This window comes from Saccharothrix lopnurensis (assembly GCF_042658445.1).
In the GTDB taxonomy this organism is placed as follows: domain Bacteria; phylum Actinomycetota; class Actinomycetes; order Mycobacteriales; family Pseudonocardiaceae; genus Actinosynnema; species Actinosynnema lopnurensis.
The window spans coordinates 73676-89440 of record NZ_JBHSQO010000031.1 but is presented as its reverse complement, the minus strand read 5'-3'; the positions used below and the strand labels follow the sequence as shown (position 1 = coordinate 89440).

The following is a 15765-nucleotide window of genomic DNA, read 5'->3' as shown; positions in this document are numbered from 1 at the left end:
TTGGGCACCCGCGCCTGACCACCCAGGATGCCCTCGGTGCCCACCTCACGGGCCACCCGGGTGACCTCGTCGGCGAACGCCGAGAGCGTGTCCACCATCGTGTTGATCACGCCGGCCAGCGCGGCGACCTCGCCCTTGGCCTCGACGGTGATCTTCTGCGACAGGTCGCCGCGCGCCACCGCGGTCGCCACCTGCGCGATGGACCGCACCTGGCTGGTCAGGTTGGAGGCCATCACGTTGACGTTGTCGGTGAGGTCCTTCCAGGTGCCCGACACACCGCGCACGGTGGCCTGGCCGCCGAGGTTGCCCTCGGTGCCCACCTCGCGGGCGACGCGCGTGACCTCGTCCGCGAAGGCCGAGAGCTGGTCCACCATCGTGTTGATGGTGTCCTTGAGCTCCAGGATCTCGCCGCGCGCGTCCACGCGGATCTTCTGCGACAGGTCGCCCCGCGCCACCGCCGTGGTCACCTGGGCGATCGACCGCACCTGCGCGGTCAGGTTGTCGCCCATGACGTTCACCGACTCGGTGAGGTCCTTCCAGGTGCCCGAGACGCCCTTGACGTCCGCCTGACCGCCCAGCCGGCCCTCGGTGCCGACCTCCCGGGCGACGCGCGTGACCTCGTCCGCGAACGCCGAGAGCTGGTCCACCATCGTGTTGATGGTGTTCTTCAACTCCAGGATCTCACCGCGCGCGGTGACCGTGATCTTCTGCGACAGGTCGCCCCGCGCCACCGCCGTGGCGACCTGGGCGATGGAGCGCACCTGCGCGGTCAGGTTGCCCGCCATGAAGTTCACCGAGTCGGTCAGGTCGCGCCACGTGCCGGAGACGCCCTTGACGTCCGCCTGACCGCCGAGGATGCCCTCGGTGCCGACCTCGCGGGCCATGCGGGTGACCTCGTCCGCGAACGAGGACAGCTGGTCCACCATGGTGTTGATGGTGTTCTTCAGCTCCAGGATCTCGCCCCGCGCGGTGACCGTGATCTTCTGCGACAGGTCGCCCCGCGCCACCGCCGTGGTCACCTGGGCGATGTTGCGGACCTGGTCGGTCAGGTTGCCCGCCATGAAGTTCACCGAGTCGGTCAGGTCGCGCCACGTGCCCGCGACGCCCGGCACCTGGGCCTGCCCGCCGAGCCTGCCCTCGCTGCCCACCTCGCGCGCCACGCGGGTCACCTCGTCGGCGAACGCCGAGAGCTGGTCCACCATCGTGTTGACGGTTTCCTTCAGCTCCAGGATCTCGCCGCGCGCGTCCACGTCGATCTTCTGCGACAGGTCGCCGCGCGCCACCGCCGTGGCGACCTGGGCGATGTCGCGGACCTGGCTGGTCAGGTTGCCCGCCATGGCGTTCACCGATTCGGTGAGGTCCTTCCAGGTGCCGGACACGCCGGGCACCTCGGCCTGGCCGCCCAGCCGGCCGTCGGTGCCGACCTCGCGCGCCACTCGCGTCACCTCGGAGGTGAACAGCGACAGCTGGTCGACCATGCCGTTGAAGACGGTGGCGATCTCGCCGAGCAGGCCGTCCGCGTCGTCGGGCAGCCGGGTGCCGAAGTCGCCGTCGCGGACCGCGGTCAGCCCGGCGAGGAGCTGCCGCAGCTCGGGCTGGTCCACCGGCGTCGCCTTGCCGGAGGCCCGTCTCGCGACCGCGGTCCCCTTGGCCGTCGTCTCAGCCATGCCACCCTCGTTCCTCGCGACTCCAGCGCAGAGCAGCGACAGGCGCCCGCTCGTGGTTGAACGGGCGCCTGTCGTCCGCGACACGGTACACGCCGTCACGGGCGCCGTCGGCGGGTGACACGCGGTTCGCCGAAGGGGTCGGGAAGGGCGTCCGCGGGGTGTTCCGCGGGGTTCTCGGGAGGGGTGTTCGGGGGGCTTCAGCAGGTGGTCGGGCCGGGGGCGGCGCGGCGTTCGAGCAGCACGGTGTCGCGCCAGGTGCCGTGGTGCCGGGCGATGCGCTCGCGGACACCGACGGTGCGGAAGCCCGCAGCGTGGTGCAGGGCGATGCTCGCGCGGTTCTCCGGGAAGATCGCGGTCTGGAGCGTCCACAGGCCGCCGGTGTCGGCGGCGGTGACCTGCTTGTGCAGCAACACCTTCCCCACCCCACGACCGCGGAAGCCCTCGCCGACGTAGACGGAGGTCTCGGCGACGCCGGAGTAGCACTCGCGGGCCGACACCGGCGTGGCGGCGGCCCACCCCGCGACCCGGCTGTCGACCACGGCCACCCAGCGGTGCTCGGGCAGCCACTTCGCATCGAGGGTGCGGCGGCTGGGGGTCTCGGTCTCGAAGGTGGCGTTGCGCGTGGCGATGCCCTCGCCGTAGACGCGGCGCACGTCGACCCAGTCGCGGTCGGTCATGGCGCGCACGGTGACGTCGTCCGGCAGGTCGGTGGGGCAGCACGGACGGGTGACGATGGTGCCCATGACCGCGTCGGCGGCGTGCGGCAGGCCGGTGCAGCAGGTCGGGTTGACCGACACGAGGGTGGCGGTGCCCTCCTTGCGCAGCCGGACGAAGCCGACGTCGGCGAGCTTGCGCAGGTGGTGGGAGCAGGTGGACTGGCTGATGCCGACCGCCTCGGTCAACGCGCCCACGGTGATCTCGCCCTGGTGGGTGGCGACGGTGTGCAGCAGCCGCACGCGCGTCGGGTCGGCCAGGCAGGCGAACCACCCGGCGTAGGCGGCGGCGTCGTCCGGTGCGAGGCCGACTTGCGGCTGAGTCCTCGTCATGAGCCCAGTCTATCGATGAGAGACGATGGTTGAATCCATCGACCCCCTTCGACAGAGTGCGCTCGTTCAATCGATTTTCACCGATGAAAGGGGTCGCTCTTGCGCGAGTTCCCGGTGGTTGTGGTGGGTGCCGGCCCGACCGGGCCGGCGGCGGCGGCGCACCTGGTGGAGCGCGGCCTTCGACCGTTGGTGCTGGAGGCCGGGACGCAAGCCGGTGCCGTTGTGGCGCAGTGGCACCACGTGCGGCTGTTCTCGCCGTGGTCGGAGTTGGTCGACCCGGCCGCGCGGCGGCTGCTGGAGCCACCTGGGCCGGCGGACCGCCACCCGGCACGCACGTCACCTGGCTGCTGCGCCGGGGGCGGGTCGGCAACGTGTTCGGCGGCGGGGAAGCCGACCAGCTCCCCGCCCGCGGCGCGCTCCGGCTCAGGGCGGCGGCCGCCGCACGGGCCGGGCACGTCGAGGTGGTCACCGGGTTCCGCACCGGGGCCGTCGAGCGGGTCCGCAGCGTGGTCGCCGAGATCGCCGGCGACCGCGAGGGCGCGGAGCGGGTCGAGCCGGTGCTGCCCGAGACCGGCGTGTGCGGTGGCTCAGGGGTCTTCGACGCCGCCTTCCGCGACCTGGCCGACCGGGTGGACCGCCTCGCGCCCGCCGTGCACCGCACCACGTGACCGACCACGCGGCCGACTGTGCCGCCGACCGCCCGACACCGGAGGACAGCCCGTTGCACCGCAAGCCCGAGGTCCTGTTCGTCTGCGTCCACAACGCCGGCCGCTCCCAGATGGCCGCCGCACAGGCCCTCTCCGAGTGGGGCCTGGACATCACCGCCGAGGTGCCCAAGAAGCTCACCACCGAGACCGTCGAGATCGACCGGCGCGTGCGCGCGCTGCCGGCCGAGCTGGTCGACCCGCCGCGGGCACCGGGAACGTGAAATTCCTTGCCTACCGGGAATAGCGCCGGAACTTCCGCGCCAATTGGTCCATGCGAGTGGTCGACAACTGTTTCCGCAATCGCGCCCAACGGTTGAATGCTAGCGTCCTGCCCCACTGAAACCGCGGCTCAGCGGTTCACCGGTTTCCGCACGCTTGCGGAGAGCAGGCACCACGGAGAAACTGTTGATCATTCGCGACGAGGAAAACCAGAGCGGTGTCGTCAAGTTCCTGCTGATGTCCGCGGACGAAACCCGCGCGGTGCCGGTCGAGGTGCCGGACGGGTTCGCCGACGACTTCCGCGACCACCTGGCGTCGGCCGGGTTCCGGCTGCCCCGGGGCGCCGCGCGCTCGGTGTTGGTCGAGGTCGTGGTGGCCGTGGCCGAGAGCCCGGCCGCCTGGACCGCGGTCGGCGGCACCGTGGTCGCCTTCCTGGGTCGGCACCGCGGCAAGGCGCACCGGTTCGAGGTCAACGGGAACCCGGTGTCCATCGAGGGGTATTCGGCCCGGGACGCCGAGCGGCTGGCGGCCGAACTCCACGAATCCGGCCACGAACCAGGTGGCGAACCCGACTACGACCCCCACCGGGAATCCCATCGCGAATCCCGTCGCCAATCCCACCGTGAACCCGACCGCGACCCCGGCGAGGACGGCGGGATGACGCTCGGCTCGCGATGACGGGAACACCGCACGACCGCCTGGAGGAGCAGTGCCGCACGCCCTGGTCATCGGCATCGACCGGTACTCCGCCACCCGCATCCCCGCGCTCAAGTGCGCGGTCAACGACGCCTCGGAGGTGTCCCGGCGACTGGAGTCGGCGGGCTTCGACGTGGTCACGCTGACCGACGGCAGCGCCACCCGCCAGGACATCTACTGGCAACTGGAGGTCGGCCTCAACGAGCGGGTCAGGGACACCGACGACCCGATCATCATCTACTGGTCCGGCCACGGCATGTCCGACCTGCGCGACAGCGCCGACAGCGACCGCGGGTGGTCGACGTTCCTGCTGCCCCACGACGCCGACATCGACCAGCCGCTCGCCTCCGCCCTGCCCGTGCACCAGGTGTGGGCGCTGCTCAACCGCCTCAAGACCCGCCGGCTGCTCGTCATGCTGGACACGTGCTTCAGCGGCGCCTTCGCCGGCGACAGCCGCGGGTTCTCGATCGGCGCGCGGGGCGGCGGCAAGGAGTTCACGGACGACTTCCTCCGCATGGAGGGTCACGGCCGCGTCGTCATCTCGGCGTGCGGCCCGAACGAGGTCGCCCGCGAGGACGACCGGCAGGGGCACGGCCACTTCACCAGGTCGGTGCTGTCCGTGCTGGAGCGCGGCCTCGACCACGGCACCCGCCACGCCAGGGTCACCACCCTGGTCTCCGACGTCCGCGACGTGGTGCGGCGGGAGACCCGGGACCGGCAGACGCCCTCGCTGCACGTCGCCGCCCAGGGCGCGGACTGGAGCATCCCGCTGCCGCCGCCCGCCCCGTACCAGCCGCCCATGCCCAGCTGGGCGTTCGTGGGCACGTCCGGCGGCGTCGGCAAGACCACGCTGGCCATGATGACGGCGGAGCTGCTCGCCGAGTCCGGCAACAACGTGCTCTACCTCGACGCCGACATCGCCCAGCACGGCGGCACGAGCGAGTGGTGCCAGCGGGCCAAGGTGGACATCGGCCCGGTCCGCACGTTCGCCGACCACGTCGCCGGGTTCTCGCAGGAGCAGACGCGCACGCCGCAGCGCCACCTCAACGACCGGCTGCTGGACGTCACGCCGGAGTACCTGAGGCGGTTCGAGTGCGGGAAGATCATGCTGCTGCCCGCCGCGCGGGTGAGCGACAAGCTGTTCGTCTTCAACCTGGTGGCCGAGATCAAGGACCGCCGCTCCAACGCCGTCTGCCGGCAGATCCTCGACGCCGCGTTCGACCGGGGCATCCGCCAGGGCGCGACCTGCGTCGTGATCGACTGCGGCGCCCAGTTCGACCCGCTGGTGGTCAACGCCATCACGGCCGCGCACCACCCGTTCATCGTGGCCGCGGCCCGCGCGGGCGCCAAGGACTCCCGCGAGACGATCCTGAGCAACTGCGTGCAGACCGTCGAGGAGTTCAACCGGATGCGCGCCGAGACCGTCGTCAACCGGGTCCCGAGCCGGGAGGCGCTGGTCCGGCACTGGGGCGATCCCGGCTACGGCAAGAGCTTCCACTGGCTGCCGTTCGACCGCAGGCTGTTCCAGGACTGGGAGGAGGGGCGGCCCAACTTCGAGCTGGGCTACGACGACCTGAGCCACGCCTGGCACGAGGTGCTCGTCGCCTCCGACCGCAACGGCTGCGACGGGCTGCACCGGGACTTCCTGCCCAGCGAGTGGGACCGGTTCAGCAAGTGGTCGCTGTGGCTGGTGAACAACCCCGGCTGGCCCGAGGCGATGAGGGACTCGCTGACCCGGTTGGTGCGCCGGTCCTACTTCACCACGGCGTTCTACCTCGCCCTGTGCGCCACCGCGACCACCAGCGCGGTCCTGCACGTGGTGGCCGACCGCTCCGAGGACGACGCGTCGTTCCTCCCCCAGTGGCTCGCGATCGCGATCGGTGCCCTGTCCGGGCTCGCGCTCGTCGGCAGCGTGCTGGCCAGGGCTCTGCTGCGCCGCCGCCGACGGGTGATCAACGAGGTCGCGGAGCACAGCACCTCAGTCGACGAGCTGAAGCGGTGGTTCTCCGTGCCGCGCGGCGAGGGGCCGTGGTGGAAGGTCTGGCGGTCCAGCCGCCGCGCCGCCATCGCGTGGCTGCACACCCAGGTGATCGCCGCGCGCGAGAAGCAGCTGCCGTCGAGCGAGACCACCGAGGCCGTCCGGTGATCGGCATGGAGTTCTCCTGCGGGTACACCAGGCTGAAGGACGTGGAGGGCCGGTCGCCGTGCGGTCGCCCGGCGATCCGGCGGGTGCGGGGCGATTCGAAGTGCCTGGGTCACCTGGTGGTGGAGCAGGCGATCAGCCTCGTCGGCGGCACCGAGTACGCCCGCAAGGTCTGGATCGCCACGAGCTTCCTGCTGCTCTACCTGGCCCTGGCGTACGCGTTGTCCGCCTGGTCCGGGTGGCCCCTGCTGGTCATGGGGTGGTCCGCGGTGCTGTTCACCCTCGGACTGCTGGTGAGCACCGCCGCCGAGTGGCCGCTGGGCGGTCTGTGCTGCCTGGCCGGGACGCCGGGCATGGTCTACACCGTCCTCGGTGACGGCGGCATCGTGCTGCGCGCCCACCTGAACGGCGGTTACCGGGTGCCGGAGTTCTCGTCGTGGCCGCTGGAGCTGGCCCGCTCGGGCATGAGCACCGGGCTCGGCGTCATCTTCATCCTGTACGCGATGGGGATCTACGACCTCTACCGCCGCGACGACCAGCAGTCGATGACGTGGAGCCGGATCGGCGCCGTGGTGCTGGGCGTCGTGGTGCTGGTGCTGGTGGTGTACTCGTCCATCGCGTCGGGGGGTCGGTACTCCGGGTACCTCCCGTTCGCCGTCGTGGTGGTGCTGGGGATCCTGGTGGCCCGCGGGTCGGGGTTGGCGAAGAGGGGCGCGCAGCGGCTGGCCGCGGTCCTGCGCGTCTGAAGCGCCCCGGGCCGGAGAAGGGCGCCAGGTCTACCAGGGTGCCGGGGCCGGCAGGCGCCCGGTCCAGAAGGTGAGGACCCAGCCCTCGATCTTCCCGGTGTCGTGGGCGTAGGCGTCCCTCACCCGCAGCCGCCACGCGCCGTCGCGGGGCTGCGAGGACGTGTCGACCGCGAACGTCTCGTGGAGGCCGCCCGGAGAACCGACCTCGCCCGCCGCGCGCAGCGGGAACACCGCCCCGCCCGGTCCCACGAGGTCGACCACCAGGTCCGCCGGGTACGGGTGCGCGATGTCCACCGCCACCCGCGTGGTCGCGGTGCCCGCGCCGGGGCACCCCGCCACCTCGACGGTCGAGGTCACCGCCGCGCCCGCGTCCGGGATCGGCACGTCGTCGTCGTTGCGCCCGCCCTCGCACCCGGGCTCCTCCGCGCCGAACGACGCCGTGTGCAGCAGGCGGTTCGGGGAGCCTGGGCCGGGGTCCCGCACGACGTCCGGGGTCGCCGCGCCGGTCAGCGCCTCGTGCACCTGCGCGGGCGTGGCGGTCGGGTGGCCGGCCAGGTACAGCGCCGCGCCGCCGGCCACGTGGGGCGAGGCCATGGACGTGCCGCTCATGGTGGTGGAGGCGGTGTCGCCGCGGTGCGAGGCCGAGGTGATGGAGTCGCCGGGCGCGAAGAGGTCCACGCACGAACCGTGGTTGGAGAACCGGGCCCGCTCGTCGTCCTCGTTCGTCGCGCCGACCGCGATCACGTCGGGGTTGCGCGCGGGTCCGGCGCCGCAGGCGTCGGCCGAGTCGTTGCCCGCCGCGGCCACGAACGCGATGCCCGCCGCGGTGAGGCCGCCGATGGCCTCGTCGCCGATGCCGGGCGTGTCGAAGGTGAAGCTGCCGTTGACCACGGCGGGCTCGACGGCGTTGCGGGCGATCCACTCGATGCCCTCGACGCCGGCGGAGTCGGGGGCCGAGCCACCGCAGCCGAGCATCCGCACCGCGACCAGCCTGGTCTTCTTGGCCACGCCCCACGTCCGGCCGCCGATGGTGCCCGCCACGTGGGTGCCGTGGCCGTGGCAGTCCTGCGCCACCGCGTCGTCGTCGACGAAGTCGTGGCCGTCGGAGGCGCGGCCCTCGAACTCGGCGTGCGTCCGGCGGACTCCGCTGTCGAGGACGTACGTGGTCACCTCGGACGCCGTGGTGCGGTAGTCGTACTCGTGGTCCAGGGGCAGGGATCGCTGGTCCACGCGGTCGATGCCCCAGGTGGCGCGGGACTGGGTGGCGCGGGACTGGGTGGCGGTGGCGTGGGGGTCGGCGGTGCGGCGGGCGGCAGCGTGGGCGCCGGCGGTCGCGAACCGGTCGGTCGCGACGCGTGCGGTGCCGTCCTGGTGGACCTTCCGGACCGCCGGGTCGGCGGCCAGCCGGCGGGCCTGGGCCTCGGTCAGGTCCCGGACCAGGAACCCGTGCAGGGCTGCGGTGAACACGGTCTTCACGCGGCCGCCGTACCGCCCGGTCAGGGAGGACGAGGTGGCCGCCGCCGACCGGCCGGTCTCCACCAGCGACACCAGGAAGCTGCCCGGCACCGGGTCGCGGGCGGGCACGAAGTCGGCCTCCCGGGACTGCGCGGTCGGCGCGGTTCCCAGGAGGGCCAGCGCGGTGATCACCGCGGCGGCCGTGGGGCGGTGCGGCACGGGTTTCCTCCACCGGCACGGGTTGGGCGCACCCGCGGCGCGTGCGAGGGAGGACCGCGCGCCGCGGGTGCCGATCGGGGGAACGGTCAGAACGTGAGGGACCAGCCCTCGATCTTCCCGGTGTCGTGGGTGTAGACGTCCTTGACCTGGAGCTTCCACGTGCCGTTCCTGGTCTCCCCGGACGTGTCCGGGGAGAAGGTCTCGTGGATGCCGGACGACGAGCCCACGCCGCCGGACTTGCGCAGCACGTACACCTCGCCGCTCGGGGCGATCAGGTCCACCGCCAGGTCGGCGGTGTAGGTGTGCGCGATGTCCACCTCCACCCTGGTGGCCGCGGTGCCCGCGCCGGCGCAGCCGGTGACCGAGATGGCGGAGGTCACCGCCTCGCCCGCGTCGGGGATCGCCACGTCGTCCGCGTTCGACCCACCCGGGCAGGCGGGCTGGTCCGGGTCGTCGCCACCGATGAACCCCGTGTGCAGCAACCTGTTCGGCGAGCCCGAGCCCGAGTTCTCGACCACGCCGCTCGCGGCGTGGTCGGTCAGGGCCTTGGCCACCTGCGCCGGGGTGGCCTGGGCGTTGACCCCGGCGGCGGCCGAGAGGTACAGCGCCGCCGCGCCGGCCACGTGCGGCGAGGCCATCGAGGTGCCGCTGATGGAGTTGGTGCTCCCGGTGTGCCAGGTGGAGGTGATCCCGGTGCCCGGCGCGAAGATGTCGGTGCAGGTGCCGTAGTTGGAGAACGACGAGCGCTGGTCGGAGCTCTCGACCGCGTTGACCGTGATCGCCTCGGGCACGCGCGCGGGCGAGGTGCTGCACGCGTCGCGGTTGTCGTTGCCGGAGGCGACCGCGGTGGTGACGCCGGCGGCGACGAGCCGCTTGACGGCGCTGTCCACGGTGGTGTCCGCGGAGCCGCCGAGGCTGAGGTTGGCCACCGCGGGCTTGACCGCGTTCTGCGCGACCCAGTCGATGCCGCCGACGACCTGCGACCACTGCCCGGAGCCCTGGCAGTTGAGCACCCGCACGGCGACCAGCTCCACGGCCTTGGCCACGCCGTAGGTGGTGGAGCCGATGGTGCCCGCGACGTGCGTGCCGTGGCCGTGGCAGTCCTGCGCCACCCCGTCGCCGTCGACGAGGTCCCGGCCGTCGGTGACCCGGCCGCCGAAGTCGGTGTGCGCCTTGTGGATGCCGGTGTCGATGACGTACGCGGTCACGCCCGCGCCCGCGCTCGCGTAGGTGTACTTCGAGTCCAGCGGCAGGTCTTCCTGGTCCACCCGGTCCAGGCCCCACGTCGGGTTGTCCTGGGTGGTGGTGGCGTGCGCGAGGGCGTCCTGCTCGACGTAGGCGACCGCCGGGTCCGCGGCGAGCCGGCGGGCCTGCTCCTCGTTCATGGTGACCGAGAAGCCGCGCACGGTGGCGGTGTAGGTGAGCTTGACCGAACCGCCGTACCGGTGGGCGAGGTCGTTCGCCTGGACCTCGGTCTGCTGGGCGCTGATCGAGTCGGCGCGCAGCACGACGATGTAGCTGTCCTTCACCGCGCCGGGTTTGCCGACGCCGAGGATCTCGCCCTCGGGCGGGCCGGCCGCGTAACCGGAGCCGACGCCGGCGAGCAGCAGCGCTGCCGTCGCCAGGCAGGCGGTGACGACCCGTCGCCGGGTCGAGCGGTCGTGTCGCATCGGTGGTTCTCCGTTCCACTCGGCCGCCTGGCGGGGAGGAGGTGGAGTCCGGCGGCCCGTGGCACCCACCTTCGGTTGATCAGCGGGCGCGAACGAGGCGGGTGGTCCCTACGCGGGGGCTGCGCGAACTCACGGGTCCTGTTCGGCCGGACGACCGCGTCTGCTGCCGCGGTAGGCGCGTTCCCGCAGCCTGGCCAGCAGCGCGGGGGCCAGCTCCAGGCCGGCCGGCCGGTTGCGGACCGGGTCCAGCGGCGGCTGCTCGTCGTCGGCGGGCAGCAGGCCGTCGGCGGGCAGCAGGCCGTCGGCGGGCAGCGGGCGGACCACCAGGCGCCCGACCGGCCGCCAGGGCCCGCCCACCTCCAGGGTGAACCCCAGTTCCCCGGGCAGGTCGTCCAGCGACGCCGACGCGGTCTGCCCGGGGTCGGGCACGGCGGCCAGCCACGCCAGGCCGCCCCGCCAGCGGAACGGGGTGATGCTGCCGTAGCGGGCGCTCGACCAGGTCCGGGCCGGCCGGGGCAGCACGCGGGCGAGCGAGGTGGACAGCAGCACGTCCCACGGTCCGGGCAGCCGGAAGGCCAGGCCCAGCACGTCGGGCACGCCGGCCGGGGTGCCGGCGCCCTTCGACAGCCTGCCGACCACCTCGGTCCGACCCGCCGGCAGCGGGAGGGCGGGGTCGAACGTCGTGGTCATCGTGCCGGTGAACCACCGGCCGCGCGGGTGGACCGCCCGAGCCCCGCGGGCGCTCGCCAGCGCGCGGAACGCGGACGTCACGAGCTCAGGCACTGCGGGCGTTGGGGTTGCCCTTCAGGCCCAACGCCAGTGCGATCATGCCGGCGCCCAGGCCCAGGTGCAGCCAGTCGTCAGCGGTGTTGAACGGCGCGAAGTTGGCCGCGCTCCCCTTGTCGACCAGCAGCCCGTAGAGCCACAGCACCAGGTACAGGGCGCCGCCGCCGATCAGGAACGACCGGGCGGTGGGCACCGTGCGGGCCAGCGCCAGACCGGCCACGCCGAACAGCAGGTGCACCAGGTTGTGCAGCACGGACACGTGGAACACGCCGAGCAGGTGCGCGCCCGAGTCCGGACCCGCGAACGAGATCCGGTCCAGGTGCGCGGTGATGCCCGGCACGAACCCCAGCACGCCGACCAGCAGGAACACGACCGCGATCGCCATCGCCGCCGCGCGCACCGGGTGCGGCACGCGCGTCGTGGTGGTGGTGCTCATTGCGGATCACCTCGCTTGGGAGGGTGGTTTCCGCTCGACTACCCGGTGGTCGGGGCCGGAAACTACCCGACCGGTGGCTGCTGATCCCACGTCCGGGTAATGCGGGAACAGCCGGTCCAGGTCGGTGCGCTCGAACACGCGGCGCACGTGCGACGGTACGGCGGCCAGCCGCAGCCACCCGCCGGCGCGCTGCGCCCTGGCCCGCGTGCGGACCAGCGCGCTCATCGCCTGCGCGCCGCAGAACGCGACCCCCGACATGTCCAGCACGACCCGGTCGCGCCCCTCGGTGATCAGGCGGTCCATCTTGTCGAGCACCCGGCGCGCGCCCGCCAGGTCCAGCTCACCGGACGCCACCACCACCGCGCACCCGGTCCGGTGGGACTCGACCGACAGCGCGAGCATCCCCGTTGATCCCTTCACGCCGCCTGGCTGATCTCGTCGTCGTCGTCCTGCCCACCCAGGGTGAGCAGCAGCCCCTCGCGGGTGGACCAGGGGCAGAGCTCCACCTGGTCGTGCCCGGTGGCCACCATCAGCGCCTCCACCACCAGCGCGCCGGCCGGCGACTGCCCGGCGCGGTGCCGGGAGATGCCGGGCAGCCGGGCGCGCTTCGGCGGCGGCATGCTCGCCAGGCGCGGGATCCAGCGGCGCAGGTCGGTCAACCGCAGCGTGCGGGGGGTGAAGGGGCCCTCGTGCTGGGGCCGGGCCCCCGCCAGGCGCGCGAGCTGCTGGAACACCTTCGAGCAGCCGACCGCGCGGTGGTCGGTCAGGCTGGTGCCGGCCAGCGCCTCGCGCACGGCCTCGCGCACGCGGGCCAGTTCGCGGTGCTCGGCGGGGTGCCGCCCGTCCTGGGCGGACCGGCCCCCGACCACGTCGAGGGACAGCCGGCGGGTCAGCGTGCGGGCGCCGAAGGGCAGCGACCTGGCCAGCGACGGCGCGGCGTCCTCGCCCGCCGCGAGCTCCACGGTGCCGCCGCCGACGTCGAGGACCAGCAGCGGGCCCGCCTGCCAGCCGAACCAGCGGCGCGCGGCCACGTAGGACAGGCGCGCCTCCTCGTCACCCGGCAGCACGCGCAGCCGCGTGCCGGTGCGGTGGGCGACCTCGGCGATCACCTCGGCGGCGTTGGCCGCGTCGCGGATCGACGAGGTCGCGTAGGGGACGAAGTCGGCCACACCCGCCCGCTCGGCGGTGCGGCGCGCGGTGCGGACGGCGCTCACGACCTGGTCGACGCCCTCGGGGCTCAACCGGTTGTCCGGGTCGAGCTCCCGGTCCAGACGGAGCCTGGTCTTGTGCGACAGCACCGGGTGGAGCGGCGAGCCGTCCACCACCAGCAGGTGGGCGCTGAAGCAACCGACGTCGAGCACGCCGACCTGGCCGCGTCTTCCGGACATCCGTCACCGCCGTTCGTCATCCGCGGGAACCGGGAAGGAACCGAGGAGTTCCCATGAATACCCCGGGTGAAACCGGATTGGGTGACATCACTCCGGGTAGTCGACCCCCGTGGGCACACCGGAGAGCACGTCCCGACCACCGGCGGTGGTGACCGGCGCGTCCAGCGGCATCGGGCTGGAGCTGGCGGGGGTCTTCGTCGAACACGGGTTCGACCTGGTCGTGGCGGCCGAGAACGGGGCCGTGGAGGACGTGGCGCGCGGCCTGGCCGCCGGTGGGGCGCGGGTCGACCCGGTGCGGGCGGACCTGGCCACCTGCGCGGGCAACGAGGACCTGGTCGCGGTGGTCGAGGAGTTCGGGCGGCCGGTGGCGGCGCTCGCGGTCAACGCCGGGATCGGCATCGGCGGCGACTTCGTCGACGACAGCGACCTGCGCGCGCACCTGCGGGTGGTCGAGCCGAACATCGGCTCGGCCGTGCACCTGGCCAAGCGGCTGGTGCCGCCGATGGTGGAGCGCGGTGAGGGCCGCGTGCTGTTCACCTCCTCGGTCGCGGCGACCGGGCCGGGGCCGTTCCACTCGGTGTACGCGGCGTCGAAGGCGTTCCTGGCCTCGTTCTCGCAGTCGCTGCGGGAGGAGCTGCGCGACAGCGGGGTGACCGTGACCGCGCTGATGCCGGGGCCCACGGACACCGACTTCTTCCGCCGCGCGGGCATGGAGGACACGAAGGTGGCCACCGGGCCCGAGGACGACCCGGCCGAGGTGGCGCGCGAGGGGTTCGAGGCGCTGATGGCGGGCAAGGACCACGTGGTGGCCGGGGCGCTGCGCACCGGGCCCAGGCCGCGGCGGGACGGGTGCTGCCCGACCCGGTGAAGGCGCGGGCGATGTGCGCCATGACCGAGCCGGGCGGCGGCGGGTCGTAGCCCCGGGAGCGGCGGGGTGAGGGCGCGTGGCGGCGGGTTGCCCGGTGTGGGCCCCCTTGAACGGGGTAACCCGGGCTTCGTGACCATCCACGCGCGACGAGACGTCCCCGCCCTGCCCGACCTGGTGTTCAACGCCGCCGCGGACCCGTCCCGGCTGGCCTCCTGGCTCCCCGAGCCCTACCAGGTCGTCGGCCGCAACGGCGACGTGCTGATCCTGCGCGAGGAGGACGACCCGCGGCAGCTGAACCTCGCCGCCGACTACGACCGGCTGCTGCTGACCTGGGAACCGCTGTCCGGGCACGGCTGCCGCGGCGAGCTGCGGGTGTCCCTGTCGGGCGTCGCGGCCAGCGTCGTCGAGCTGAGCGTGGACGACTGCGCGGACGAGCAGTTCCCCGCCCGGATGCTGGAGGCCCTGGCGGGCGAGGTCGAGCAGAACCTGACCGCCGGGTGACCGCCCGGGGGCGTCCACCCGGGTTACCGGGCTCGCCCCACCGGCCCTACCCGGTTACCGTGTGACGCGTCCTGCCACCAACGGGTGGACCCGGTCACCCGGGTCGCGCACCCCAGCGGTGGCCTGGGCGCACCCGGTCCCGGACCGGCGCAGCGAGCCTGCCTGCGCCGACGCCCCGCGGGCGGGTCCGGCCGCTCAGCCGGCCCCTCCGGGCGGGATACTGGACGGCAGGCCCCCACCAGCAGCCGTTCGGAGGTTCCCCGGTGGTCGATTTCGTGCACGAGGCACTCCTCTACCGCGATGACGAGCAGTACCTCGCGGGCACGGTGCCGTTCGTGTGCGACGGACTGGCGGCGGGTGAGCCCGTGCTGGTCGCGGTGCCCCGGCCGGGTATCGACCTGCTGCGCTCGGCGCTGGGGCGGCGGGCCGACCACGTCGAGTTCCTGGACATGAGGCGAGCCGGGCGCAACCCCGGCCGGATCATCCCGGGCGTGCTGGCCGCGTTCGCCGACAACTCCTCGGCGGCGCGGGTGCGGATCATCGGCGAGGCGGTCTGGCCGGATCGCACGGAGCTGGAGTACCCCGCCTGCGTGCAGCACGAGGCGATGGTCAACACCGCGTTCGAGGACCGGCCGGCGTGGCTGCTGTGCCCGTACGACGCGGCCGGCCTGTCCGCCGCGGTCCTGCGGGACGCGGCGACGACGCACCCGGTCGTGGTGGAGGACTCGCGGCAGCGGCCGAGCACGGCCTACCGCGAGCCGTTCCTGACCGCGGCGGAGTTCAACCGGCCGCTGCCGCCGGTGCACGGGGACGCGCTGGTCCACCGGTTCGACCTGGACGAGCTGTCGGTGGTGCGGCGGCTGGTGGCGGGCTTCGCGACCGCGACCGGTCTGACCGCCGACCAGGTGGAGGACCTGGTGCTGGCGGTCAACGAGCTGACCACCAACAGCGTGGTGCACGGCGGCGGCGTGGGCACGCTGCTGCTGTGGCGCGAGCACGGCGTGGTGGTGTGCGAGGTGCGGGACGCGGGACGGCTGGCCAACCCCATGGTGGGTCGGCGCAACCCGGGCACCAGCGCGAACGGTGGTTATGGCGTGATGCTGGTGAACCTGCTGTGCGACCTCGTGCGGGTGCGCACCGGGGAGGACGGCACGGCCATCCGGGTCTGGGTGGGCCCCGCCGGTCCCCCGGCCTGAGCGGTCCGGTGAGCGGTCCGGT

General features: G+C 73.4%; 15 protein-coding genes and 2 pseudogenes. 9 read left to right on the top strand and 8 right to left on the bottom strand.

Annotated features, from left to right (window positions below):
• Nucleotides 1-1667: HAMP domain-containing protein (locus ACFP3R_RS25585; RefSeq protein WP_380639092.1), on the bottom strand; the 1667-nt coding region annotated here is incomplete at its 3' end.
• Between the two features lie 197 nt (nt 1668-1864).
• Nucleotides 1865-2713 (bottom strand): helix-turn-helix domain-containing GNAT family N-acetyltransferase, encoded by an 849-nt coding sequence (locus ACFP3R_RS25580; RefSeq protein ID WP_380639090.1) that lies wholly within the window; start codon nt 2711-2713, stop codon nt 1865-1867.
• Nucleotides 2714-2827: 114 nt separating this feature from the next.
• On the opposite strand from ACFP3R_RS25580, the pseudogene ACFP3R_RS37845 reads away from it, so the two are divergent.
• From ACFP3R_RS37845 to ACFP3R_RS25555, 6 genes and pseudogenes are all read left to right on the top strand, one after another.
• A pseudogene (locus tag ACFP3R_RS37845) lies at nt 2828-2896 on the top strand (hypothetical protein); the annotation flags it as partial.
• Nucleotides 2897-2970: 74 nt separating this feature from the next.
• Nucleotides 2971-3381 carry a hypothetical protein gene (locus tag ACFP3R_RS25575; RefSeq protein ID WP_417750601.1) on the top strand — a complete coding sequence of 137 codons (411 nt, stop codon included), beginning with the start codon at nt 2971-2973 and terminating at the stop codon, nt 3379-3381.
• 53 nt (nt 3382-3434) lie between these two features.
• Nucleotides 3435-3575: pseudogene (locus ACFP3R_RS25570) on the top strand (arsenate reductase ArsC); the annotation flags it as partial.
• A gap of 250 nt (nt 3576-3825) precedes the next feature.
• Nucleotides 3826-4317, top strand: coding sequence for a hypothetical protein (locus ACFP3R_RS25565; RefSeq protein ID WP_380639088.1), 492 nt, complete (start codon nt 3826-3828; stop codon nt 4315-4317).
• A gap of 31 nt (nt 4318-4348) precedes the next feature.
• A complete protein-coding gene (locus ACFP3R_RS25560) occupies nt 4349-6481 on the top strand; it encodes a caspase family protein (protein ID WP_380639086.1) in 2133 nt (710 codons plus the stop codon).
• The gene (locus ACFP3R_RS25555; RefSeq protein WP_380639084.1) at nt 6478-7224 is read left to right on the top strand and encodes a hypothetical protein; all 747 of its coding nucleotides are present in this window, start codon (nt 6478-6480) and stop codon (nt 7222-7224) included. The genes ACFP3R_RS25560 and ACFP3R_RS25555 overlap by 4 nt, the downstream gene beginning before the upstream one ends.
• A gap of 30 nt (nt 7225-7254) precedes the next feature.
• Here the strand turns inward: ACFP3R_RS25555 and ACFP3R_RS25550 are convergent, their stop codons facing one another.
• The 6 genes from ACFP3R_RS25550 to ACFP3R_RS25525 form a co-directional block, all read right to left on the bottom strand.
• Entirely contained in the window at nt 7255-8898 is a 1644-nt protein-coding gene (locus ACFP3R_RS25550; protein ID WP_380639082.1) for a S8 family serine peptidase, read from the bottom strand.
• Nucleotides 8899-8984: 86 nt separating this feature from the next.
• Complete coding sequence (locus ACFP3R_RS25545) at nt 8985-10568, bottom strand: S8 family peptidase (RefSeq protein WP_380639080.1); 1584 nt, start codon at nt 10566-10568, stop codon at nt 8985-8987.
• Between the two features lie 129 nt (nt 10569-10697).
• The gene (locus ACFP3R_RS25540) at nt 10698-11351 is read right to left on the bottom strand and encodes a hypothetical protein (RefSeq protein WP_380639078.1); all 654 of its coding nucleotides are present in this window, start codon (nt 11349-11351) and stop codon (nt 10698-10700) included.
• A complete protein-coding gene (locus ACFP3R_RS25535) occupies nt 11344-11790 on the bottom strand; it encodes a DUF4383 domain-containing protein (RefSeq protein WP_380639076.1) in 447 nt (148 codons plus the stop codon). The genes ACFP3R_RS25540 and ACFP3R_RS25535 overlap by 8 nt, the downstream gene beginning before the upstream one ends.
• 6 nt (nt 11791-11796) lie before the next feature.
• Nucleotides 11797-12210, bottom strand: a complete 414-nt coding sequence (locus tag ACFP3R_RS25530; protein ID WP_380639074.1) for an STAS domain-containing protein — start codon at nt 12208-12210, stop codon at nt 11797-11799.
• Nucleotides 12207-13178: a Ppx/GppA phosphatase family protein gene (locus ACFP3R_RS25525; RefSeq protein WP_380639072.1), complete on the bottom strand. Its 972-nt coding sequence runs from the start codon at nt 13176-13178 to the stop codon at nt 12207-12209. Before ACFP3R_RS25525 ends, ACFP3R_RS25530 begins: the two co-directional genes overlap by 4 nt.
• 109 nt (nt 13179-13287) lie before the next feature.
• On the opposite strand from ACFP3R_RS25525, the gene ACFP3R_RS25520 reads away from it, so the two are divergent.
• From ACFP3R_RS25520 to ACFP3R_RS25510, 3 genes are all read left to right on the top strand, one after another.
• A complete protein-coding gene (locus tag ACFP3R_RS25520; protein WP_380639070.1) occupies nt 13288-14046 on the top strand; it encodes an SDR family NAD(P)-dependent oxidoreductase in 759 nt (252 codons plus the stop codon).
• Between the two features lie 129 nt (nt 14047-14175).
• Complete coding sequence (locus ACFP3R_RS25515; protein WP_380639068.1) at nt 14176-14547, top strand: hypothetical protein; 372 nt, start codon at nt 14176-14178, stop codon at nt 14545-14547.
• Nucleotides 14548-14810: 263 nt separating this feature from the next.
• Nucleotides 14811-15743, top strand: a complete 933-nt coding sequence (locus tag ACFP3R_RS25510; RefSeq protein WP_380639065.1) for an anti-sigma factor RsbA family regulatory protein — start codon at nt 14811-14813, stop codon at nt 15741-15743.
• The last annotated feature ends 22 nt before the right edge of the window (nt 15744-15765 follow it).